The sequence below is a fragment of the Streptomyces hawaiiensis genome (assembly GCF_004803895.1).
In the GTDB taxonomy this organism is placed as follows: Bacteria; Actinomycetota; Actinomycetes; order Streptomycetales; family Streptomycetaceae; genus Streptomyces; species Streptomyces hawaiiensis.
In genome coordinates this window covers 529,355-551,847 of sequence record NZ_CP021978.1, presented here as the reverse complement: position 1 = coordinate 551,847, position 22,493 = coordinate 529,355, and the positions used below count along the sequence as shown (strand labels likewise).

19 protein-coding genes are annotated in these 22,493 nt (G+C 71.7%); 3 read left to right on the top strand and 16 right to left on the bottom strand.

Annotated features, from left to right (window positions below):
• Positions 1-8 precede the first annotated feature (8 nt).
• The gene (locus CEB94_RS02610) at positions 9-443 is read left to right on the top strand and encodes a hypothetical protein (RefSeq protein ID WP_175430605.1); all 435 of its coding nucleotides are present in this window, start codon (positions 9-11) and stop codon (positions 441-443) included.
• Between the two features lie 27 nt (positions 444-470).
• On the opposite strand, the gene CEB94_RS02605 is transcribed toward CEB94_RS02610, so the two are convergent.
• The 8 genes from CEB94_RS02605 to CEB94_RS02570 form a co-directional block, all read right to left on the bottom strand.
• Positions 471-2,717, bottom strand: a complete 2,247-nt coding sequence (locus CEB94_RS02605) for an FUSC family protein (protein ID WP_175430604.1) — start codon at positions 2,715-2,717, stop codon at positions 471-473.
• A gap of 84 nt (positions 2,718-2,801) precedes the next feature.
• On the bottom strand, positions 2,802-4,172 hold the full coding sequence (locus CEB94_RS02600; RefSeq protein ID WP_175430603.1) for an NAD(P)/FAD-dependent oxidoreductase: 1,371 nt from the start codon (positions 4,170-4,172) through the stop codon (positions 2,802-2,804).
• A gap of 218 nt (positions 4,173-4,390) precedes the next feature.
• The gene (locus CEB94_RS02595; protein WP_175430602.1) at positions 4,391-6,118 is read right to left on the bottom strand and encodes a PP2C family protein-serine/threonine phosphatase; all 1,728 of its coding nucleotides are present in this window, start codon (positions 6,116-6,118) and stop codon (positions 4,391-4,393) included.
• Positions 6,115-7,506 (bottom strand): ATP-binding SpoIIE family protein phosphatase, encoded by a 1,392-nt coding sequence (locus tag CEB94_RS02590; protein WP_175430601.1) that lies wholly within the window; start codon positions 7,504-7,506, stop codon positions 6,115-6,117. The genes CEB94_RS02595 and CEB94_RS02590 overlap by 4 nt, the downstream gene beginning before the upstream one ends.
• On the bottom strand, positions 7,506-7,946 hold the full coding sequence (locus CEB94_RS02585; RefSeq protein ID WP_175436857.1) for an anti-sigma regulatory factor: 441 nt from the start codon (positions 7,944-7,946) through the stop codon (positions 7,506-7,508). The genes CEB94_RS02590 and CEB94_RS02585 overlap by 1 nt, the downstream gene beginning before the upstream one ends.
• Complete coding sequence (locus CEB94_RS02580; protein WP_175430600.1) at positions 7,946-8,365, bottom strand: STAS domain-containing protein; 420 nt, start codon at positions 8,363-8,365, stop codon at positions 7,946-7,948. Before CEB94_RS02580 ends, CEB94_RS02585 begins: the two co-directional genes overlap by 1 nt.
• Entirely contained in the window at positions 8,362-9,249 is an 888-nt protein-coding gene (locus CEB94_RS02575) for an STAS domain-containing protein (RefSeq protein WP_175430599.1), read from the bottom strand. Before CEB94_RS02575 ends, CEB94_RS02580 begins: the two co-directional genes overlap by 4 nt.
• Before the next feature lie 257 nt (positions 9,250-9,506).
• Positions 9,507-9,908 carry an STAS domain-containing protein gene (locus tag CEB94_RS02570; RefSeq protein WP_175430598.1) on the bottom strand — a complete coding sequence of 134 codons (402 nt, stop codon included), beginning with the start codon at positions 9,906-9,908 and terminating at the stop codon, positions 9,507-9,509.
• Positions 9,909-10,253: 345 nt separating this feature from the next.
• Between CEB94_RS02570 and CEB94_RS02565 the strand changes: the two genes are divergently transcribed.
• Positions 10,254-10,625 carry a PRC-barrel domain containing protein gene (locus CEB94_RS02565; protein ID WP_175430597.1) on the top strand — a complete coding sequence of 124 codons (372 nt, stop codon included), beginning with the start codon at positions 10,254-10,256 and terminating at the stop codon, positions 10,623-10,625.
• A 38-nt stretch (positions 10,626-10,663) separates the two neighbouring features.
• On the opposite strand, the gene CEB94_RS02560 is transcribed toward CEB94_RS02565, so the two are convergent.
• On the bottom strand, positions 10,664-11,098 hold the full coding sequence (locus CEB94_RS02560) for an ATP-binding protein (protein WP_175430596.1): 435 nt from the start codon (positions 11,096-11,098) through the stop codon (positions 10,664-10,666).
• 117 nt (positions 11,099-11,215) lie between these two features.
• Positions 11,216-13,114, bottom strand: a complete 1,899-nt coding sequence (locus CEB94_RS02555; RefSeq protein WP_175430595.1) for an AMP-dependent synthetase/ligase — start codon at positions 13,112-13,114, stop codon at positions 11,216-11,218.
• 151 nt (positions 13,115-13,265) lie between these two features.
• On the opposite strand from CEB94_RS02555, the gene CEB94_RS02550 reads away from it, so the two are divergent.
• On the top strand, positions 13,266-13,499 hold the full coding sequence (locus CEB94_RS02550; protein ID WP_175430594.1) for a DUF6480 family protein: 234 nt from the start codon (positions 13,266-13,268) through the stop codon (positions 13,497-13,499).
• A 27-nt stretch (positions 13,500-13,526) separates the two neighbouring features.
• On the opposite strand, the gene CEB94_RS02545 is transcribed toward CEB94_RS02550, so the two are convergent.
• The 6 genes from CEB94_RS02545 to CEB94_RS02520 form a co-directional block, all read right to left on the bottom strand.
• The gene (locus CEB94_RS02545) at positions 13,527-14,615 is read right to left on the bottom strand and encodes a glutamate--cysteine ligase 2 (protein WP_175430593.1); all 1,089 of its coding nucleotides are present in this window, start codon (positions 14,613-14,615) and stop codon (positions 13,527-13,529) included.
• Positions 14,616-14,724: 109 nt separating this feature from the next.
• On the bottom strand, positions 14,725-16,932 hold the full coding sequence (gene glgB / locus CEB94_RS02540) for a 1,4-alpha-glucan branching protein GlgB (RefSeq protein ID WP_175430592.1): 2,208 nt from the start codon (positions 16,930-16,932) through the stop codon (positions 14,725-14,727).
• A 3-nt stretch (positions 16,933-16,935) separates the two neighbouring features.
• On the bottom strand, positions 16,936-18,306 hold the full coding sequence (locus tag CEB94_RS02535; protein ID WP_175430591.1) for a maltokinase N-terminal cap-like domain-containing protein: 1,371 nt from the start codon (positions 18,304-18,306) through the stop codon (positions 16,936-16,938).
• A gap of 28 nt (positions 18,307-18,334) precedes the next feature.
• Positions 18,335-20,053: a maltose alpha-D-glucosyltransferase gene (gene treS / locus CEB94_RS02530; RefSeq protein ID WP_175430590.1), complete on the bottom strand. Its 1,719-nt coding sequence runs from the start codon at positions 20,051-20,053 to the stop codon at positions 18,335-18,337.
• The gene (locus CEB94_RS02525) at positions 20,050-22,047 is read right to left on the bottom strand and encodes an alpha-1,4-glucan--maltose-1-phosphate maltosyltransferase (protein WP_175430589.1); all 1,998 of its coding nucleotides are present in this window, start codon (positions 22,045-22,047) and stop codon (positions 20,050-20,052) included. The genes treS and CEB94_RS02525 overlap by 4 nt, the downstream gene beginning before the upstream one ends.
• 73 nt (positions 22,048-22,120) lie before the next feature.
• A complete protein-coding gene (locus tag CEB94_RS02520; protein ID WP_175430588.1) occupies positions 22,121-22,489 on the bottom strand; it encodes a DUF5133 domain-containing protein in 369 nt (122 codons plus the stop codon).
• Positions 22,490-22,493: the final 4 nt, after the last annotated feature.

Genomic DNA, 22,493 nt, shown 5'->3' with positions numbered 1-22,493 from the left:
CGGTGCGAATGAGCGATTCCGAGATTCCGCATGGCGATGGCCGGCCCGTGGACATGTACCTGGACCTCCTGCGCATCCGGATGGACACCGAGGACTACCGCCTTCTGATGCGCGCGGTGGAACCGGTCCTCGAGGCGATCGAAGAGGAACGCCTGTCCAGCCTCGACTTCGCGCTCGACTCCGGGGCCAACGACGAACTTCCCCAGGAGGTCCGCGACGAGGTGGCGCTCGTCATCGCCACCGCCGTCACCGGCCGCCTGGACAACGAAGTGGTCGAACTCGACGTCGACGACACCGGCCCGGTCAGGATCGTCACGGACGCCACCACCGCGTCCGACCCCGAGCGACTCGGCGAGATAGCCGACTACATCCGGGACCGGCACAAGCAGACCGAGGAGCTGCGCGGCATCGCCGAGGTGAGCGGACTGCCCACGGACTTCTGACGGGCAGCGGCACTCCTGGGGCGACTCTCACCCCTGGGGCGCCGCCACCGGCACATCCAGCGGCCGGGCGAGGCCCACCACGGCCTCGTCCAGCCGCTCCAGATGCCGCAGCACGCGGTCGGTGATCCGGCCGTAGCGCGGCGTTCCGGCATCGGAGCCCAGCAGGGAGGCGATGCTCGGCCCGGTCTCGACCCGCACGCCCGCGTGCTCGTCGGCCACCCGGGCCGCGATGGTCTCGATGTTGCGCACCGTGCGCCCGGCGGCCCCGCGCAGCCGCGGGTCCGCCGCGATCGAGGGATGCGTGGGCAGCAGCTCGGCGGTCGCCGCCAGCGTCCGCGCGTGATATGCGCACGTCTCCAGCAGCGCCACCACGTACCGGGCCGTGTGACGCCGGGTCCGCAGCGGTGTGACCGGGTGGATCAGCGGCTGGGTCGCGGCCCGCAGATCGGCCAGCGCCTGGTCCAGGTCGCGCGCCTTGTCCAGCAGCTCGTCCACCGGTCCGCCGCTGAGCTGGCCGACCGCGGCCTCGGTGACCTCGGCCAGCCGCTCCAGCACGGTGCCGAGCAGTTCGTTCGTACGGCGATCCGTCCGCACCGGCAGGACCAGCGCCGCCGCGACCACCCCGCAGACCGCGCCGAGCGCCGTCTCCTCGATCCGCAGCACGAGCACATCGAGGCTGTAGGTGTGCAGCAGCGTGTACAGCAGCCCCAGCATCGCCGTCACGAAGAACGACATCAGCGTGTACGACAGCGGCGCCACGTAGAACATCGCGAAGATCAGCACCAGGACCAGGGCGAACGCCGTCCAGGTGTGCCGGCCGACCAGTCCCGCCAGGACGATGCCGGCCACCACGCCGAACACCGTGCCCAGCAACCGCCGGTACCCCTTGACCAGGATCTCGCCCGTCGACGCGGTGTTGAGGAAAACGATCCAGCACGTCAGCACCGCCCAGTACCAGCGCTGCGTGGACAGCAGCTCACCGCCCACGATGGCCAGCGAGGACCCGACGGCGACCTGCACGGCCGCACGCGTGGTGGGCCGCCGCAGACCCGTCTCCTCCTCCTGCGCCGTCTCCTCGCCGCCGCCGTCGATCGCGGCGTCCTCGGCGTCCAGTTCCTCGCGCGAGCGGGCCGTCGCGGGGGTGTCGTCCGACTCGTCCTGCGGCCCGTCCAGCGCGATCCGCAGCCCGAGCACCGCACGGGCCGACTCGCCGATGCCACGGAAGACGTCCTGGACGGCGGCCGACGCGGGCGGCAGGTTCTCCTCGTCCCGGTAGCCGAGGAGCCGGTTGCGCACATGGGCCAGCCCGGTGCCCGTGTCACCGCTGCCCGCCCGCAGCACCAGGGCGTGCAGCGCCTGCAGATCACGGCGGAGTGTGGCGCCCGCCTCGTCCGGCACGGCCGGCCCGGAAACCAAGGGGGCGGGCGCGCCCGGCAGGTGCAGGGTGAGTGTGTCGGCCCGTTCGGCACTGCGGGCGGTCAGCAGCAGCAGTCCGAGCCGCTCGGCGGCGATCTCGGCGTCGGCGATCCTGCGCTGCACCAGCCGCGCCGCCGACTCGTCCGGTGTGCCCTCCTCCAGCCGCCCCTGGATCATCATCGCCGTCTCGTGCAGCCGCGCGGTGCCCTCCCGCACGGCCTTTAGCGCCTTGTCCATCTCCTCCGCGCCGGCGTCGAGGAGTTCGAGCTGGGCGGACACCAGCTGGGCCAGCCGGGCACGGAAGGCCAGCCGCAGCCGCAGCAGCACACCCGTGGGCGTCGCGGGCACGACCGCGAAGCGCATCAGGGCACTGGAGCAGAACGCCAGGGCCATGGCACCGCACAGCGCGGGCAGCGTCGAGACGGTGGCGCCGACGAACAGGGACAGGAAGTAGACCTGGAACCCGATCATCCCCAGAGCGGTGCCCCGGTCGCCGAACCGGCGGCCGTAGACCGCGCAGAAGATCAGGACGACGAAGAAGGCGTCACCGAAGACGACGAGACGCGTGTTGAGCACCGCCCCCAGGGACACCGAGGCCAGGGCCACCGGCAGCCCCAGGGCCAGCGTCACGGCCTGAGCGCCGAGCTGCTTCTCCCGGATGGCGAAGGTGGCGACCATCGCCGCCATGGCCCCCGCCACCAGAAGGTGCACATCGGCCCCCAGCAGGGAGAGCACGGCCAGGGTGAGGGCGATCGCGCCGACCGTCCGCAGCCCGGCCGTCAGACGCAGCAGCCCGGGGTCGGACGCCGCGACCCGGTCCCGCAGTCGTGCCCGCACCGCGCGTCCCGCTGCCCTCACGCCGCCGCACTCTCTCCCGACTCACACCAAGATCCGTATCTCAGCATGACATGCCACGAGCGGACGCTCCCGTCCGGCCCGGTCCTACTCCGGCCGGCCGGACCCCTCGACCTGCGCCCGCACCTGCTCCGGCGTCAGATAGGCGTCGGTGTACTCGAAGTCCTTCAGCCGCGCGGCCTTGCGGGCCTGGAACCCGGTCCGTACGAAGTCGTCACCGGCCACCGCGTTGAGCAGCCAGTTCGTCATCACCCGCGTCTTGGCCACGTTGGTGCGCAGCGCCGACCAGTGGTAGCCGCGGGCCACGGCCTGGGCGGGCAGCCCGCGCAGCTCGATGCCGAGCGGCTTGGAGACCGCGTCGGTGCCGCCCAGGTCGACGACGAGCCCGAGGTCCTTGTGGACGTACGGCTTCATCACCTGGCCCCGCAGCGAGGCGATGACGTTGTCGGCGACGTGCTTGCCCTGCCGCAGGGCGTGCTGCGCGGTGGGCGGGCACATGGCCCCGTCCCCCTTGGCCAGGTCGGGTACGGCGGCCGAGTCGCCGAGCGCGAACACCCCGTCGTCGCCGGGCAGGTTCATCTCGGGGGCGACCGTGAGCCGGCCCTTGACCGTCTCCGCGCCGAGCGTGGCGATGAGCGGGCTGGCGACGACCCCGGCGGTCCAGATGAGCGTGCGGGTCGGGACCCCCCGGCCGTCGGTGAAGGTGACCTCCTCGGGACCGGCCTTGGCGATGGAGGTGCCCAGGGAGATCTCGATGCCCCGGCGGCGCAGGATCTCCCGCGCGCTGCTGCCGAGCTTGTCGCCCAGCTCCGGCATCAGCTTCGGCGCGATGTCGATCAGATGCCACTTGATCAGGCTCGGGTCCAGCCGCGGGTAGCGCTTGACCGCCGCGTGCGTCAGGCGCTGCAGGCACGCCGCGGTCTCGGTGCCCGCGTAACCGCCGCCGACCACCACGAACTGCAGCCGCGAGGCCCGCTCCACGGGGTCCTGACTCGCGTCGGCCAGGTCCAGCTGGGAGATGACGTGGTCACGGATGTACGCCGCCTCGGCGAGCGTCTTCATCCCGAACGCGTGGTCCGTCAGCCCCGGGATGTCGAAGGTGCGGGTGATGCTGCCGGGCGCCAGCACGATGTAGTCGTACGGCTCGTTGACGATCTCGTCGGTGATGGTGCGGATCACGCACACCTTGGACTTCAGGTCCACGCCGATGGCGCCGCCCGGAATGATCCGCGTGCGGTACTTCTTGCTGCGTCGCAGGGAGACGGCGATCGACTGCGGCGTCAGCACGCCGGAGGCGACCTGGGGCAGCAGCGGCAGATAGAGCTGGTAGGCGAACGGCGTCACCAGCGTGACGTCGGCCTCGTCCGGGGAGAGTTTGCGTTCCAGACGGCGGACGCACTCCACGCCGGCGAAGCCTGCGCCAACCACCAGGATCCTGGGTCGTGTCACGGTGTTCATCCCTTTCTGCGGCTCCAGGCGGTCTGCCTCGAACGCCTTCCGACTGCCCCTGGATCGCTGGTTCGCACCCTTTCGATCCCACCGTGTGTCCGGCCGGCACGCCAGTCGGACGCGGCAGGCAGACGAACGCGTCGATCACCACCATGCCCGCACCGTGGCCGAAAAGCACCAGGCTGGAGTGAAGAACGCGTGCACACCCGGCCGCGCCGGACCCGCCGTCAGGATCCGGCGCGGCCCTGGAAATGACACAGCAACAGACACACGTCGTCGTCCCGCTCGGAATCGCTCAGCAGCGGATGCAGGAGCCGGTCCGCCGACCCCTCCAGGTCCGCGTCCAGCTCCGGGGACCGGAACCCGCCGAGTGCCGCGGCCAGCCGCTCGATGCCCGGGTCTATGCCCTGCGCCCGCCGCTCCACCAGCCCGTCGGTGTACAGGGCGAGGGTGGAGCCGGGTTCCAGCCGCTCCGTATGGTCGGCGATCTCCTGGGTGAGCGGGATGCCCAGCATCGCGCCGGGCTTGGCGTCGAGGGTGCGCACGGCGCCGTCGGGCAGGCGCAGTACCGGCGGCGGATGCCCCGCGGCGGCCCAGGTCAGCGTGGGTTCGTCCGGGTGGAACCGGGCGATGACGGCAGTGGCGTACAGGTCCGGCTGGAGATGGTGCAGGAACCGGTGCAGGCGGGTCAGCAGCCGCCCCGGGCTGTCGCCGTCGACGGCGTACGCCCGCAGCGCGGTGCGCAGCTGGCTCATCATGACCGCCGCGTGCAGACCGTGCCCGGTCACGTCGCCGATGACGGTGATGAGACCGCCGTCCCGCTGCGGGAACGCGTCGTACCAGTCGCCGCCGATGTTCAGCCCGTGCGTGGCCGGAAGATACCGCGCGGCCAGGCTGAGGCCCGGCGTGGCGGGCAGGTCCGTCAGCAGGGCGCGCTGCAGCGTCTCGGCGATGTCGCGGTTGTGCTCGAAGCGCCGGGCGTTGTCGATCGCGATGCTGGCCCGCCGGGTGAGCTCGATCAGCATGACCGCGTCGTCCGGGTCCCAGCGGGCACCGGGCGGCGACAGCGTCAGTACCCCCAGCGGCGCCCGCCGCGTCGGCAGCGGCACACACAGCAGCGGCCGCCCGGGATCCAGCGCCGACGGCGGCTGGTCCTCGACGCCGGGCAGGTTGCCGGGATGGTCGGCGGCGTACTGGGGCCGCCCGGTACGGGCCGCGACCACCGCGGCGGCCGGATGCGGCGCCGACCGGTGCTTGTCCTCCTCGTGGTCGAACAGCCAGACGTCGACGCTGCTCGCGTACTCCGGCACCAGCAGGTCCGGCAGCCGGCGCACGATCTCCTCGTGGTTCAGCGACGCCGTCAGCACAGCACTCGCGTCCGCGAGGAACGTCAGCCTGCGCCGGGCGCTCTCCGCCTCGTTGCGGGCGCTGCGCTCGGCGGCGAAGGCCTCGCGCTGGGCCCGCCCGGCCGCGTCCAGCTCGGCGTGCAGTGCCAGGACGCCCTGGTTGGTCTGGTGCAGCTCCTCGCGGTGGAAGGCGACCAGATCCTCCTGCTCGGTGAGCTTGTCCAGCACCACGGCCGTGTCCTCGTCGGCGCCGAGCAGCGCCTCCGACAGGGCGGCGGGGTCGTCGGCGACGGTGCCGTCCTCGACGGCCTCGGCCGCCTCGGGACAGGGGACCGTGACCTCCCACAGCGGCTCCCCGGCCGCGCACGCCTCCGGCGACGGGGTCACCACGACGTGCAGCAGCCCCTCCTCGGCGTGGGAGCCCGCCAGGTCCATGGTGAGCCGCCAGGTGCCGCCCTTGGTGAGGCACTGCCGCAGATGGGCGCTGAGGGCGGCGGCCAGCCGGGTCCGTTCGATGGTCGGCACACCGTATGCGGCGGCCAGGCGCGCGAGCGCGATACGGGCACGGGCCGCGTCGGTGACGGTGGTGATCTGCCAAGTGCGCATCATGGGCGTTCCGGCGGGGTCGAGGTCAGCACGGCCACGGCGGTGTCGTCCCGCACCGGCCGGGCGGGACTGCTGGCGTCACGTATCGTCACGGCGGCCGTCACAGCCGGGTCGGCCATGGGCAGACCGGGGTCGGACGGCGGTGTCCAACGGCTGGGCAGGCCGTCGGTGTGCAGGATCAGCAGCGGGTCGGCCGTCCAGTCGGCCTCCACCTCGCGAAGGGTGGCGGGCCGGTGGACCCCGACGATGCCGGGCCGCGACAGCAGGGCGCGCCAGGTGCCGTCGGTGCGCAGCCGCGCTCCCACGTTGCCGATGCCGGCGAACCGCAGCCGCCCGGCCGAGAGGTCGAGCTGGGCCAGGGAGACGGCCGCGCCCCGCGTGCCCTTCAGCGCGTCGTGCAGCCGCCGCAGCGACTCGGCGGGGGAGAGGCCGGCCCAGCGGTGCAGCGTCGCCACGGCGGTGGAGGACGCCCGGGCCGCTTCCGGCCCGTGCCCCAGGCCGTCGGCCAGCATCAGCGTCACCAGGTCCCCGGAACGGACCCAGGCCCAGGCGTCCCCCGAGTACTCGGCACCGCCGTAGGGGATGTTCACGCCGCCCGCGCGCACGGTGGTGGGCGGCAGGGAGCGGTCCTGTGACGCGTCGGCCAGCGGGCCGGGCCCGGCCGCGCCGATGCCCGGCAGGACCGGTGCCGGCGCGAGGCGCGCGCCGGCCGCTGACGGCACGGCGCTGCCCGCGGGCACACCGCCGGACGCCACGCGGGCGTCGCCGGCACGGCCGGCCACGCCCGTGTGCTCCGTCAGCCCGCCGTACGGAACGGCTCCGTGAGGCGGCGCACCGCCCGGCCACCGTCCGCTGCCCGAGCCTTCGTGCCCGGCCCCGGCAGGACCGCCCGGCCCGGGTGAGTGGTCCCAGCTCCCGGACATCCCGTCGGCCCACACCCGCACCCGGGGGCCGGCGGGCGCGCCGTCGCCCCGGGGCGTCCCGCTCACGCGGGCCACGGCGACCGTGCCGCGGCCGGGCGTCGTGTGCAGGCTGAAGTCGTCGGCGAGCCGCAGACACGTGCCCAGGCCCGCACCGAGCGAGCGGGTCGTGGAGAAGCCGTCGCGCACGGCCGCGGGCACATCGGCGATGCCCGGGCCGTGGTCGATCGCGGCAATCTGGACCACCCTCGACTCCTCACCACGTGGCACGGGCGGGGCGACGACGTCGATGAGCACCTGACCACCCTCGGCGTGCTTCAGCAGATTCGTGGCGAGCTCGGTCGCGACCAGCGCGGCGGCCGCGGTACGCCGCTCGTCCAGCCCGGCCAGCGCGGCGGCGCTCTCCGCCGCGACCCGTGCGTCGTGCACCCGGGTCGAGTCGCGCACCGGCACGTCCCACACGCGCGGCATCAGGCCTCCTCGCGCGGACGCGGCGGCCGGCTCACCCAGCAGGTCACCCGCACCGTGGTGCCCGTGCCCGGCGTGGTGTCGATGTCGAAGTCGTGCACCAGGCGCCGCGCGCCGCTCAGCCCCATCCCCAGACCGCCGCCGGAGGTGTAGCCGTCGCTCAGTGCCCGGTCCAGGTCGGCGATGCCCGGCCCCTCGTCGGTGAAGGCCAGCCGCAGCCCCTGCGCGCCCGCACGACCGACCTGCGTCGCCTCCATCTGTCCGCCACCGCCGTGCACGAGGGTGTTGCGGGCCAGCTCGCTGGCCGCGGTGATGAGCTTGGTCTGGTCCACCAGACCGAAGCCGAGCCGGGCGGCGGCCTGCCGTACGTGCTGACGCACCCACACCAGGTCCATGTCCGACCGGATGGGCAGGCAGGCCTCCACGCCCGCGGCGGTGTGCATCACGGACTCTCCTGACGCGGGCTGCCGGGACGGGTCACCGGGGCCTGCTGCGCGAGGAGCTCCATGCCCGCCTCGGTACTGAGCGCGGTGCTCAGACCGGGCAGCGTCAGGCCCAGTTCGACGAGGGTGATGGCGACCGCCGGGCGCATACCGGCCACCACGGTGCGCGCGGCCAGCAGCTTGGCCTGCGCGGCGATCTCGGCCAGCACCCGGCCGAGAAAGGAGTCGACGATCTCCACACCGGAGATGTCGATGAGGACCCCGCGCACCCCGGTACGGGAGATGGTCTCGGCGAGGTCCTGCTGGAGCTGCTGCGCCGTGCTGTCGTGCAGGTCCCCCTGGAGCGTGACGAGCAGGACGTCGCCGAGCCGGAGGACCGGTACGTGGCCGGTCACGGGAGGGGGGTAGGCGTCGTTCACCGCTGACCCGCACCCGGGTTCACGATGTCCGTGCCGAGCTGGTGCAGCGCGTACCCCAGTGCGTCGGCGAGGCTCGCACGCGTGATGACGTCCAGGTCCAGCCCGAGATGCACGATGGTCTGCGCGATGGCGGGGCGGATGCCCGAGACGATGCACTCGGCGCCCATGAGGCGCGCCGCGGCGACCGTCTTCATCAGGTGCTGCGCCACCAGCGAGTCGACCGTCGGCACCCCGGTGATGTCGAGGATCGCGAACCGCGCGTGCTGCTCGACGACGGCGTTCAGCAGCGTCTCCATCACGATCTGGCTGCGGGCGCTGTCGAGCGTCCCGATGAGCGGCACGGCCACGACGCCGTCCCACAGCCGGATGACGGGCGTGGCGACCTCCATCAGCTGCAGCCGCTGGCGGTCGCTGAGCGCCTGCCACTCGCTTAGTGCCGTCTGCATGGCCACCAGCCGCAGGGTGCCCATGAGCACCGTCAGCGCGGTCGAACAGGCGCGCAGGTGCTCGGGGGGCGCCTGCTCCAGATCGGAGGCCAGCAGGTTCTCCACGGGTGGCCGCAGGGCGGCCAGCTCGCTGGAGACCTGGGTGTTGGACAGCCCGGCACGGGAGCGGGCCACGCCCATCCGGGCCAGCTGCTCGCGCACGCCGCTGAATCCCGCGGCGTCCGGGTCCTCCACCTGCTCCGAGTCGGCCACCTGGGCCAGTGCGTCCACGACGACCTTGCCCGCCTCCACCGCCTCGTCGCGCGAGACGGTGAACACGGTGCGGAACAAGGGCTCGTCCGCCCACCGCTGGGCGATCTGCTCACGCCGGCGGTGCAGGAAGTCCCTGACCTCGTGGGTGGGCGTGGCGAGCTGTCCGTCCGCTTCGTGCTCCGGCACCTGGTTCTCTCCTCATCCGCGTTGCGTCGACCGCGCCCGCTTCTGGCAACGAGAACGGCGATGTGACACTTGCCGGGCGACAACTCTAACCATGCGCCGACCTCGTACGACACCTGCTCCGGTGCAAGCGATCCGGTTCAGGGGAACGGCCGTTGGGGTCGTCGTGATCGGCGTGAGCCGTCGTTCGGGCAGGGCGGAGCGAGGGCACCGGGCCACCGGTCTTCGCCGGCGCCGTGCCCGAGGGGGCAGCCGTACCGTCAGACGCTCGGCTCCCCCGGCTCGTGGGGGAGGCCCGCCCCTTCGTCGACACGGGTCAGAGCCTCGTCGACACTCTCCGATATCGGCACCGTGATGCTGACGCCCGTCAGATCGAGGATGCGCCGCACGGCCGGCGTCGGGCTGATGACGTGCACGCTGCCCTCGGTCTTACGGGTCTCCTGGTACACCCGCAGGATGATGTTCATCCCGGACGAGTCCATGAAGGGTACGGACGAGAGGTCGAGCAGGAAGTGCCGTCGGCCGTGGTGGAGTTGGTTGGCCAGATGGGCCTGGAACTCGGTCGCGGTGTCGACGTCCAGGTAGCCGTCGACCGTGATCAGGGCCACGTCCTCCCGGGGCAGTTCGACTTCCACGGACAGCGGGTTCTGGGCGAGGGGCACGGATACCTCCAACAAGTGCTACGGCCTGGGCTGGTCACCTCTGGGGACGACCGCGGTGCGAGGGGATCCCGGTCGTTCTCCGGACTCGAATGCCGTTTCTCATGCGCCTCCCTTCGCTGACGGGCTTCGGATGTCACCGCGCCCCGCGATTACCCCGGAAACCCACCTCCATGCCCCCTCGTCCGAACATCGCCGGGAGTGGCCGCCGGAAGTCGCGTGCACCAGCAGGTGTGTGCGCCGAATGCGCTTGCGACAGGAGGGTAATTGCTGCTGTGGGACAGGGCGGGCGCGAAGCGCTCGCCGGAGGAACTGCGATCCGCACATCGCCAGGGAGGATGGAGCAGCGTGGCCATCGACAGAATCTGGTCGTACACGCCGGACAGCGGTCACACCGAGGGGCAGGACCTGACCGGTTTCGCCGTCACCGCGACCGACGGCACGATCGGGCACGTGGACCGGGAGGCCGCCCCGCACGACATGCGGCACCTGGTCGTCGACACCGGCGTCTGGGTGTTCGGCCGCAGCGTCCTGGTACCCGCGGGAGTCATCACCGGCATCGACATACGGGGGAGGAAGGTCACACTGGCCTGCAGCAGGGGAGACGCCAAGGCGGCACCTCGCTTCCAGACCGACAGCGAGACCAGGGACCGGGAGTACCTGCGGTCCGTGGGTGACTACTACGACCGGCTGCCACCGCGCGAGGCGGCCTCGGTCTGAGCCGGTCACGGGCGCGTCGCGCCCGTGACGCTCCCGGCTCACCAGGGCATGAACACGTGCACGTCCTTGCCCCGGTCGTCGGCCACCACGCTGACCTGGTCGCACAGCGTGTGGATCAGGTGCCAGCCGATGCCCCCGCCGCCGCTGCGCGGATCGAAGGGGCGCGGGGCGGGCTCGGTGGTGCTGCTGTCGTGCAGGACCACATGCACGCCGTCGAACGTGCGGCGCATGCGCAGCGCGAACGGGCCGGGGGCGTACTGGACCGCGTTGGCGGCCAGTTCCGTCACCACCAGCAGGATGTCGTCCCAGTACTCGGGGGCAGAGGGCGGAGAGGAGCGTGCCAGATCACGCAGGAACTCCTCCGCGGCCAGCCGCGCACCGGTCACGTCATGCGGCTCGCCCACGAAGCTGTTCGTGCGGCTCGGGATCTCCTCGGAGGTCAGGGCGTCGTCCCCACGCGGCTCGGTTGACATATCGCCTTTCCGGCCCGGGCGTCAGCAAGGGCTGTCGTCAGGGCTGTCGTCCTTTCTCTTGCGTCGCCACTGTTGCGTGTTCCCGAGGGGGCGAGGCCTACGCGTCCAGCCGCACGCTCAGCGGAACACGTTGTCCGAATCGTCCCAGTTCGGCGGTTCGACCGGGGTGCTCGGCCTGCCAGGACGTCTGCGTGACTGGTACATCGCGTCGATCTCGGACGCGTAGTGCCGCACGATCTCGTCCCGGCGCAGCTTCATCGACGGCGTCAGCAGCCCGTTGGTCACGTCGAACGCCTCCGGCAGGACCCGGAACACCCGGATCGACTCCGACGGCGACACGGCGCTGTTGGCCGCGGCCACCGCCCGCGCGACCTCCTCCCGCAGCGCGTTCTCCTCCCGTGCCTCCCGCATCTCGCCCTGCACTGCCAGCCCGGCCCGCCAGTGCGCCAGGAACTCCGGATCCAGCGTGATCAGGGCGCCGACACAGGGCCGGTTGTCCCCCACGACCACCGCCTGGTGGATGAGCGGGTGCACCCGCAGCCGCTGCTCCAGGGCCAGCGGGGCGACACTCTTGCCACTGCTGGTGATGATGATGTCCTTCTTGCGGCCGGTGATCGTCAGATAGCCCTCCGAGTCAAGCCGCCCGAGGTCCCCGGTGGCAAGCCAGCCGCCGCGCAGCGCGGCCCGGGTGGCGGCCGGATCGCCCACGTATCCCTGGAACACCGACGGGCCCCGCACCAGGATCTCCCCGTCCTCGGCCACCTGGATCTCCATGCCCGGCAGCGCCTGCCCGACCGTCCCGGACTTCTCCCGGCCGAGCGGCTGCATCGTCACCCCGCCGGCGGTCTCCGTCAGGCCGTACCCGTCGTGCACGTAGATGCCGATGCCCTCGTAGAACAGGGACAGATCACGGCTGAGCGGTGAGCCGCCCGACGTCGCCCGCCGCACCCGTCCGCCCAGCGCCGCCCGCAGCCTGCGGTACACCGTGCGCTCGTAGAGCGCGTGCTGGAGCCGCAGGTCGAAGCCGGGCCCGCGGCCGCGGCCCAGCCGCTGCCGCTCCAGGGCCGCGGCGAAGTCCCGGGCGGTCTCGGCGGCCCGCTCGAACAGTCCGCCATGGCCCCCCTGCTGAGCCGTGCGCAGGAAGTTCTTGTAGATCTTCTCCAGGACCGACGGAACCGCGTAGAGGTACGTGGGCCGGAACGAGCGCAGCGCCGACGACAGCGCCTCACCGCTCAGATCGGCCTGGTGTCCCATCAGCAGCCCGCCACGCAGGCACAGCCCCTGGATCATCAGCCCGTACACATGGGAGAAGGGCAGGAACGCGAGTACGGAGCCCTGCTCCCCGCGTGGCGCGGCCGTGTGCCCCCAGCCCGCCAGCAGCGTGTCGCAGGGGCGGGCGAGGTTGCGGTGGCTGAGCGCGCAGCCCATGGCGTGGCCGGAGGTGCCGGAGGTGTAGGCGATGACGGCCGTGGAGTCCGGCAGCACGATGCGGCGCATCGAATCGACGGTGGCGATCGGGATGAACTCGCCGCGCTCCGCCAGCTCCGCCAGGGCGCCCGCGTCCAGCTGCCAGACGTGACGCAGCAGCGGCAGCGACGCGCACACCGAGCCGACGGTCATGACGCCCTGCTCGTCCTCGACGACCACGGCCACACAGCCGGCGTCCCGCAGGATCCACTCCACCTGGTCGCGCGAGGACGTCGGGTAGACCGGGACGACCTCGGCGCCCACGGCCCACAGCGCGTAGCACAGGACCGTCCACTCGAACCGGGTGCGCGCCATGATCGCCACGCGGTGGCCCGGCGCGATCCCCGACGCGATCAGCCCCTTGGCCACGTCCACCACCTCGTCGCGCAGCTCGATCGCCGTCACCTCCTCCCAGGTCGCGGAGGCCGGGTCGGCCCGGCGGGCGAGCATCGGCCGGGCCGGTTCGCGGTCCGCCGTCTCGAAGACACTGTCGGCGAGCCCGCCGGTCAGAGGCGCCACGGCCGGGGGAGCGAGGGCGAGGTCGCGCATGCACTGCTCCTGACGTGTACGGGGTGTGACATTGCCGACGGGTACCGTCATCGGCGGTGCTCGAATGTAGTCGAGTCGAGACCCTTCGGGGTCGGAAAATACGGAAGTGGACCCACTGGTGATCTCGGCGTGATCGGGGGACCCGGACGACATGACTCACATCAGTCCCGATCCCGAACCCGAACGCACCCCCGGTCTGGAACCCGGCGGCGGTGTACCGCCGGGCGAGACCCCGCCCGCGGAGAGCAGCATGCCGGAAACGCTGCCCCGGGAGACGCACAACCCGACCAGGGGCTGGGCCAAGGGTCCGCTCACCGTGATCATCGTCCTCGCGGTGCTGATCGCGGCGTTCTTCCTGGCCTACGCCCTCGTCCTGATCCTCTGAACCCCCGTCCGGGACAGACGGGACGCCTCACGCCTGGGTGTGGCGGACACATTCGGTGACGACGTCCCGCAGACTTCCCGTGCGCTCCATCAGCGCGCGCTGCACCTGTGCCCCGTTGCCCTCCCGCAGCAGCTCGGCGCAGGCGGCCTCGGCCCGCTCCAGGTCACCCGTACCGGCGAGGGCCTCCTCGACATGGTCCAGCAGGGCGCGGACGACGGCCTCGGCGGGCATGCGCCGCATGGTCGCGGGGTGCAGCAGCTCGCCCGCGAGTCCGGACCGGGCGGCCTGCCAGTCGGCCAGCCGCAGCAGGCTGACACTGTGGCCGAGCGGCTCGCGTCCGGCCCGCCACTCGCGCGCGGCCGTCTCGACCAGCCCGCGGACGAGCGTGGCGATCAGCGCGGCCGTGCCGGAGTGCAGACAGACGTCCGAGACGCGGAGCTCCACCGTCGGGTACCGCGGGGACAGCCGCGCGTCGAAGTAGATCATCCCGTCGTCGAGGAGGGCGCCGGTGGCCACCATGTCCGCGATCAGACGGTGGTACCGCTCGGGGGAGCCGAAGATCTCGGTCGGACCGGCCGACGGCCAGCGCAGCCACACCCTGCTGCGGTAGCTGCTGTACCCCGTGTCCTTGCCCTGCCAGAACGGCGAGTTCGCGCTGAGCGCCCTCAGTACCGGGAGCCACGGCCGCAGCCGGTCGACGACCGCGACGCCCTCCTCGTCGGACTCGACCGACACGTGCACATGGCAGCCCATGACGAGCTGCTCCCGGGTGGCGATGCCGTACTGCTCCGCCATCCACTGGTAGCGCCGGTTGACGCCGACGGCGGGGCTGACCGGCAGCGGCGAGGTGGCGAGCGCCGCCACGGTGCAGCCGATCTCCCCCGCGTGCCGGGCGGCCTCCTTGCGACAGCGGACGATCTCCGCGCGCAGGCTCTCCATGGACGACTGCGGATGGGTGGCGAACTCCAGCATCTGCTCGTGGAGTTCCTTCTCGAACACGTCCTGATCCGCGTCGTCCTTCTCCGCCCGGGCGAGCACCGCCGCGGACAGTGCCCGCGGTTCACCGGTCTCCGGATCGACCAGGAGGAGTTCCTCCTCCACTCCCACGGTGCGCACCTGATGCCCGCCCTTCTGTGCCCTGCCGCGTCGTACCACCGGGTGCTCCCGGTGGTACGACCTAGTGCCCCTCACAGGCGGGTGGGACACCTGGTGGGGCGGCAGGACTTCACGCAGCGAACGGCGTCAGCCACACCGTGGCGAGCGGAGGCAGCGTGATCCGGACACGGCCGTCCTCCGGTTTGACCGGATCCGGGTTGGTGACGCCGCCGCCGCCGTAGCGCGTGTCGTCGGTGTTGAGGCGCTCCTCCCAGGCGACCACGTCACCCGGCACCCACAGGTCGTAGTCCTGCCGGACGACGGGGGAGAAGTTCGACACCGCCAGAAGCGGACCGCCCTCGGCGTCGTACCGCAAGAACGCGAAGACGTTGTCGTCCGCCGAGTCCACCGCCACCCACCGGAAGCCCTCCGGGCGGGTGTCGCACTGCCACAGCGCCGGCGTCGCCCGGTACGCGGTGTTCAGGTCACGGACCAGGTCGCGCACTCCCCGGTGGTCACCCGCCGAGTGGTAGCCGTCGTCGAGCAGCCACCACTCCGGCCCGTGCTCCACCGACCACTCGGCTCCCTGCGCGAACTCCTGCCCCATGAACAGCAGCTGCTTGCCGGGATGGCTCCACATGAAGCCGAGATAGGCCCGGTGCGTGGCGCGCCGCTGCCACCAGTCGCCCGGAATCTTGGACACCAGCGCCTGCTTGCCGTGCACGACCTCGTCGTGGGAGATCGGCAGGACGTAGTTCTCGCTGTAGGCGTACACCATCGAGAACGTCATCTCGTGGTGGTGGTACTTGCGGTGCACCGGCTCGTGCGCGATGTACTCCAGCGAATCGTGCATCCAGCCCATGTTCCATTTCAGCCCGAAGCCGAGCCCGCCGGTGTCGGTGGGCTTGGTCACCCCGCCCCAGGCGGTGGACTCCTCCGCGATCGTGACCACGCCCGGAGCCCGCCGGTACACGGTCGCGTTCATCTCCTGCAGGAATCCCATGGCCGCCAGGTCCTCCCGGCCGCCGTAGGCGTTGGGCTCCCACTGGCCGTCCTCGCGCGAGTAGTCCAGGTAGAGCATCGAGGCGACGGCGTCGACCCGCAGGCCGTCGATGTGGAACTCCTCGCACCAGTACACGGCGTTCGCGACCAGGAAGTTGCGCACCTCGGTGCGGCCGAAGTCGAACTCGTACGTGCCCCAGTCCGGGTGCTCCGCGCGCCGGTCGTCCCCGGGCTCGTAGAGCGGCTCCCCGTCGAAGCGAGCCAGCGCCCAGTCGTCCTTCGGGAAGTGCGCCGGCACCCAGTCCATGATCACGCCGATGCCGGCCCGGTGGCAGGCGTCGACGAAGAACCGGAAGTCGTCCGGGGTGCCGAGCCGGGACGTCGGCGCGTAGAACCCCGTGACCTGGTAGCCCCAGGACCCGTGGAAGGGGTGCTCGGCGACCGGCATCAGCTCGACGTGGGTGAAGCCCAGGTCCTTGACGTACTTCGGGAGTTCCTCGGCGAGCTGCCGGTAGGTCAGCCCCGGACGCCAGGACGCCAGGTGCACCTCGTACACCGAGAGGGGCGCCTCGTGCACGGGCGTGTCGGCGCGGTGCGCCATCCAGTCGGTGTCGCCCCACTCGTAGTGCGAGGCCGTCACGATCGACGCCGTGTTGGGCGGTTCCTCGCAGCGGCGGGCCATCGGGTCGGCCTTGAGGAAGCGGTGGCCGTACCGGGAGTGGATCTCGAACTTGTACGCGGTGCCCTCGCCGACGCCCGGCAGGAACAGCTCCCACACGCCGGACGCGCCGAGCGAACGCATCGGGAACTGCGTCCCGTCCCAGTGGGTGAAGTCCGTGGCCACCCGCACGCCCTGCGCGTTCGGCGCCCAGACGGTGAACCGGGTGCCGGACACGCCCTCGTGCGTCATGGGCTGCGCGCCGAGCGCCTGCCACAGCTGCTCGTGCCGCCCCTCGCGGATCAGGTGCAGGTCCAGCTCGCCGAGTGCGGGCAGGAAGCGGTACGGGTCGGGCGTCTCCTGCTCACCCTCCTCGTACGCGACGTGCAGGGTGTACTCGGGGACCGCGGCCAGCGGCAGCACGCCCGAGAAGAGGCCGTCACCCTCCGAGACGAGGGCTGTGCGCTTGCCGCCGATCACCACGTTCACCGCACGGGCGAAGGGGCGCAGCGCCCGGAACACGATCCCGCCGGGCACCGGGTGGGCGCCCAGCAGCGCGTGCGGATCGTGGTGGGCGCCCGCCAGCAGGCGCCCGCGGTCCTCGGGACTCAGTACGGGCGCGGTCGTGCTCGGGACCGGGCCTGACGGCTCCGGGATTGAGGTGTCTCGCAGGGCCACGGCTCAGTCTCCTCTCACAGCGAGGCGCTCGATCGCCGCCATCGGTACAGGCAGCCAGTCGGGGCGGTGCCGTGCCTCGTACAGCACCTCGTACACGGCCCGGTCCGTCTCATAGGCGCGGAGCAGTCCGTGTTTCTTGCGCGGGTCCCAGCCGGCACGGGCGGCATAGCCCGCGCAGTAGGCCTCGCGGCAGCGGCGGGCCCACTCCGGGCGCCAGGGGCGGCGCTGCCGGGCGGCGTAGTCGAAGGAACGCAGCATCCCGGCGATGTCCCGCACGGGGGAGTGGGCGCTGCGCCGTTCGGAGAGCGGCCGGGACGGCTCGCCCTCGAAGTCGATGACGAACCACTCGCGCCCGGCCCGCAGCACCTGGCCCAGGTGCAGGTCGCCGTGGATGCGCTGGGCGGGCGGCCCGGGGTCGCAGCCGGTGAGGGCGGCGAACGCGGTGCGCAGGCCCGGCACGAACGGCTGCAGCGCGGGCACGCAGTGCGCGGCGGCATCCAGCCGCTCGGTCATCGCGGCCGCCGTCTGCCCGTTCTCCCCGGGCCCGCCGACGGGGAACGCCGACGCCAGCGCGAGGTGCACCTCCGCGGTGGCGGCGCCCAGTGCCCGGGCCTGGACCGTGAAGTCGTCCCCGGCGGCCAGCGCGTGCAGCCCCAGCGTCCAGCCGTCGGAGGCGTCCCGCAGATACGGCTGGAGCACACCGAGGGTCGCCTTGAACGGGTGCCTCGTCTGGAACCAGGCCACGGGCGCGGGGACCCGGTGACAGCCCTGACGGGCCAGCGCGCCCGGCACCTCCAGGTCCGGGTTGACGCCCGGCTGGATACGCCGGAAGACCTTCAGGATGTACTCGTCGCCGTACACCAGCGAGGAGTTGGACTGCTCGGCGTCCAGCAGCCGCGGCGCCAGCCCGGCGGGCACCCGCTGGTCCGGGTCGCAGTCGAAGCGCAGGGGGCCCGCGGTGCCCGGGTGCCGCAGCCGGTCAAGCAGGAGCTGGGCCGAACGGGGGTCGTGCAGCGCGTCGTAGACCGTCAGTCCGGCCAGCGGCCCGTCCTGCACCCGCCCGATGAGTGCCCGCCCGAGACGCGACGAGGGCTGCTCCCGCACGCCGAGCAGCAGCTGGTAGCAGTCGCCGGCCGGGGGAGCCCCGCCGGGCGAGGGCACGCCTGTGTGACCGGCGTGACCGGCGTGGACCAGCAGATGCAGACAGCCCGGGAAGAGCTCGGTCATCGACAGCAGGCCGAGCTCCGTGACGGGCCGGTCCTTGCCCGCGAACCAGCGCTGCCGGGGCAGCCAGTCGCGCAGCAGCCCGCCGAGCGACTCCATGGGCTCGGCCAGGCGCGGGAGGTCCGGGCGGAGGGATGCGGTCTTCGGCATGGTCACGCCTCCTTTCGTCGGCGCAGGCTCACAGTCGCCGGCCGATGCGGGATGCGACTCGAGTGAGCCGGAACCAGTAGAAGCCGTGGCCCCCGAGGGTCAGCAGATAGGGCAGCTCGCCGATGGCGGGGAAGCGGACCCCGCCGAACAGCTCCACCGGATGCCGCCCCGCGAACTCGCGCAGGTCGAGCTCGGTGGGCTGCGCGAACCGCGCGAAGTTGTTGACGCACAGGACCAGGTCGTCCTCGTACTCCCGCAGGAACGCCAGCACCGCGGGGTTGGAGGAGGGCAGTTCGGTGTACGAGCCGAGCCCGAAGGCGGGGTTCTGCTTGCGGATCTCGATCATGCGGCGGGTCCAGTGCAGCAGCGACGACGGCGACGACATCGACGCCTCGACGTTGGTCACCTGGTGGCCGTAGACCGGGTCCATGATCGCCGGGAGGTAGAGGCGGCCCGGGTCGCAGGTGGAGAAGCCGGCGTTGCGGTCCGGGGTCCACTGCATGGGGGTGCGGACGGCGTCGCGGTCGCCGAGCCAGATGTTGTCGCCCATGCCGATCTCGTCGCCGTAGTAGAGGATCGGCGAGCCGGGGAGGGCGAGCAGCAGCGCGGTGAACAGCTCGATGGTGTGCCGGTCGTTGTCCAGCAGGGGGGCCAGCCGCCTGCGGATGCCGATGTTGGCGCGCATGCGGGGGTCCTTGGCGTACTCGGCCCACATGTAGTCGCGCTCTTCGTCGGTGACCATCTCGAGCGTCAGCTCGTCGTGGTTGCGCAGGAACATGCCCCACTGGCAGCCGGAGGGGATGGCCGGGGTCTTGGCGAGGATCTCGGAGACCGGGTAGCGGGATTCCCGCCGTACGGCCATGAAGATGCGCGGCATGACCGGGAAGTGGAAGGCCATGTGGCACTCGTCGCCACCGCTCGGATAGTCGCCGAAGTAGTCGACGACGTCCTCGGGCCACTGGTTGGCCTCCGCAAGCAGTACCGTGTCCGGGTACAGGGCGTCGATCTCCTTGCGCACCCGCTTCAGGAAGTCGTGCGTCTCCGGGAGGTTCTCGCAGTTGGTGTCCTCGGCCGCGTAGAGGTAGGGCACCGCGTCGAGCCGGAATCCGTCGATGCCCAGGTCCAGCCAGAACTTCAGCGCGGCCAGGATCTCCTCCTGGACGCGCGGGTTCTCGTAGTTGAGGTCCGGCTGGTGCGAGAAGAAGCGGTGGAAGAAGTACTGGCCCCGCACCGGGTCGAAGGTCCAGTTCGAGGTCTCCGTGTCGACGAAGATGATCCGCGCGTCCGGGTACCTCTTGTCGTCGTCGGCCCACACGTAGTAGTCGCCGTAGGGCCCGTCGGGGTCTTTGCGCGACTCCTGGAACCACGGGTGCTGGTCGCTGGTGTGGTTCATGACGAAGTCGATGATCACGCGCATGCCGCGCTGGTGGGCGGCGTCGACGAACTCCACGAAGTCGGCCAGGTCGCCGAACTCCGGCAGCACGGCCGTGTAGTCGGAGACGTCGTAGCCGCCGTCGCGCAGCGGGGACTTGAAGAACGGCGGCAGCCACAGACAGTCGACGCCGAGCCACTGGAGGTAGTCGAGCTTGGACGTGAGGCCCTTGAGGTCGCCGACGCCGTCGCCGTTGCTGTCCTGGAACGAGCGGACGAGCACCTCGTAGAAGACGGCGCGTTTGAACCAGTCGGGATCCCTGTCCCGCGCGGGAGTGTCCTCGAAGGTGTCCGGTACGGGCTCGTTCACGGTCATGACGTTCCTGCCCCTGCGTTCGCGTGCGCGGCGGGCGGGGACTGGACGTGGAAAACGTGCGCGGGAGCCCGCCCCGGCTCCAACCGCACGTAGTTGTTGCGCCCCCAGCGGTAGGTCTCGCCGGTGAGTTCGTCACGTACTTCCACCGGCTCGTGCCAGTCCAGGCCGAGCTGCGGCATGTCCAGCGAGACCGTGGCCTCCTGGGCGTGATGCGGGTCGAGGTTGGCGACCACCAGGACGACGTCGGATCCGCTGCGCTTGCTGTACGCGAGGAGCGTGTCGTTGTCGGTGTGGTGGAAGCGGAGGTTCCTGAGCCGGTGCAGCGCGGGGTGCTCCCGCCGGATGGTGTTGAGCCGGGTCAGCAGCGGGGTGAGGGTGCGGCCCTCGCGTTCGGCGGTGGTCCAGTCGCGGTGCCTGAGCTGGTACTTCTCCGAGTCCAGGTACTCCTCGCCGCCTTCTTTCAGCGGGGTGTTCTCACACAGCTCGTAGCCGGAGTAGATGCCCCAGGTGGGCGAGAGGGTCGCCGCGAGCACGGCCCGGACCTCGAAGGCGGGCCGGCCGCCGTGCTGGAGGTAGGCGTGCAGGATGTCGGGGGTGTTGGCGAAGAAGTTCGGCCGCATGTAGGACGCGGCCTCACCGGAGAGTTCGGTGAGGTACTCGGTCAGCTCCTGCTTGGTGTTGCGCCAGGTGAAGTACGTGTACGACTGCTGGAAACCGATCTGGGCCAGGGTGTGCATCATCGCCGGCCGCGTGAACGCCTCGGCCAGGAAGATCACATCGGGGTCGGTGCGGTTGACCTCCCCGATGACCCGCTCCCAGAAGACGACCGGCTTGGTGTGCGGGTTGTCCACCCGGAAGATCCGCACCCCCACGTCCATCCAGTGCCGCAGCACCCGCACCGTCTCGGCGATCAGGCCGTCCATGTCGGTGTCGAAGGCGATGGGGTAGATGTCCTGGTACTTCTTCGGCGGGTTCTCCGCATAGGCGATGGTGCCGTCCGGGCGGTGGTGGAACCACTCCGGGTGCTTGTGCACCCAGGGGTGGTCCGGGGAGCACTGCAACGCGAAGTCCAGCGCCACCTCCATGCCCAGCTGACGTGCCCGCTGAACGAACCAGGCGAAGTCCTCCAGCGTGCCCAGATCCGGGTGGACGGCGTCGTGGCCGCCCTCGGGCGAGCCGATCGCCCAGGGCACGCCGACGTCGTCCGGGCCGGGGGAGAGGGTGTTGTTCTTGCCCTTGCGGAAGGTGGTGCCGATGGGGTGGATCGGCGGCAGGTAGACCACGTCGAAGCCCATCGCGGCGATTGCCGGCAGCCGTCGCGCGGCGGTGCGGAACGTGCCGTGGGGCTGCTGCGCGGTGCCCTCCGAACGCGGGAAGAACTCGTACCAGGAGCCGTACAGGGCCCGCTCCCGCTCCACCAGCAGGGGCAGCGGCTCGCTGCTGGTGACCAGATCCCGCAGCGGATGCCGGTCCAGGACCTCGTCCACCTCCGGCGTCAGCGCCGCCGTGAACCTGGCCGCGGTGGGCAGCGAGTCGTCGCGCAGGGTCTCCGCCGCGGCGAGCAGCACAGTGCGGCCGGCTTCCTTCGGCACGCCGGCCGCCGCCCGCTCGTACAGTTCCGCGCCCTCTTCCAGGACCAGGCCCGCATCGATGCCCGCCGGAATCTTTATGCCCGCCACGTGGCGCCAGGTGGCCACCGGATCGCTCCAGGCCTCCACCCGGTACGACCAGCGGCCGACGGCGTTCGCGGTGACCTCGGCGCCCCAGCGGTCGCTGCCGGGGGCGAGCTCGCGCATCGGTGTCCGCGGGCCGGGACGGCCCTCGGGGTCCTTCAGGACGACATGGGCGGCCACCGCGTCGTGCCCCTCCCGGAACACGGTGGCGGTGACCTCGAACGCCTCACCCACGACCGCCTTCGCCGGCCGGTTGCCGCTCTCCACGGCCGGGCGGACGTCCCGTACCGGGATACGGCCGATGGCCCGGGTCCTCGTCATGGTCCTCACCTCCACCGTGCTCGAAAGCCGGGCCGCGGGGGCCCGGTCAGGGACTGGATGTGTGGGACGGGCGTTACCTTCCCGCCGTGGATCTCCGCTCGGAAGCGGGGGATCTCCGCTCCGCCGCCGACGGTCTTCGTCTGACCGCCGCGGCGGGACGAGACCGTTCGTTCGGTTCCTGCGCACAGGTGATGTGCTGCTCCTGCAGGCAGGTGATCTGCTGTTCCTGCAGATAGGTGACGTGGTTCGTGCGCAGGTACCGCTCGGCCGCGTCCGCCGCCTCCCGCGCGCAGCGCTTGCCCATCAGCACGCAGAGCGTGTAGCCGGAGTCCTCGAACGTCGTCCGCACGGTGCGGTCGTTCGGTGCCGCGAGCATCACGCGTTCCCAGGCCCGGTAACGCCGCAACTGCCGGGCGACTTCGGCTTTGGCGGGTAGCAGCATGGCG

Coding starts and splice junctions, on each gene's coding strand:
- CEB94_RS02550 (WP_175430594.1), top strand. CDS start 13,266: ATGACTCACATCAGTCCCGATCCCGAACCCGAACGCACCCCCGGTCTG.
- CEB94_RS02520 (WP_175430588.1), bottom strand. CDS start 22,489: ATGCTGCTACCCGCCAAAGCCGAAGTCGCCCGGCAGTTGCGGCGTTAC.
- CEB94_RS02535 (WP_175430591.1), bottom strand. CDS start 18,306: ATGCCGAAGACCGCATCCCTCCGCCCGGACCTCCCGCGCCTGGCCGAG.
- CEB94_RS02555 (WP_175430595.1), bottom strand. CDS start 13,114: ATGCGCGACCTCGCCCTCGCTCCCCCGGCCGTGGCGCCTCTGACCGGC.
- CEB94_RS02560 (WP_175430596.1), bottom strand. CDS start 11,098: ATGTCAACCGAGCCGCGTGGGGACGACGCCCTGACCTCCGAGGAGATC.
- CEB94_RS02585 (WP_175436857.1), bottom strand. CDS start 7,946: ATGCACACCGCCGCGGGCGTGGAGGCCTGCCTGCCCATCCGGTCGGAC.
- CEB94_RS02525 (WP_175430589.1), bottom strand. CDS start 22,047: ATGACGAGGACCCGGGCCATCGGCCGTATCCCGGTACGGGACGTCCGC.
- CEB94_RS02600 (WP_175430603.1), bottom strand. CDS start 4,172: ATGAACACCGTGACACGACCCAGGATCCTGGTGGTTGGCGCAGGCTTC.
- CEB94_RS02595 (WP_175430602.1), bottom strand. CDS start 6,118: ATGATGCGCACTTGGCAGATCACCACCGTCACCGACGCGGCCCGTGCC.
- CEB94_RS02590 (WP_175430601.1), bottom strand. CDS start 7,506: ATGCCGCGCGTGTGGGACGTGCCGGTGCGCGACTCGACCCGGGTGCAC.
- CEB94_RS02610 (WP_175430605.1), top strand. CDS start 9: ATGAGCGATTCCGAGATTCCGCATGGCGATGGCCGGCCCGTGGACATG.
- treS (WP_175430590.1), bottom strand. CDS start 20,053: ATGACCGTGAACGAGCCCGTACCGGACACCTTCGAGGACACTCCCGCG.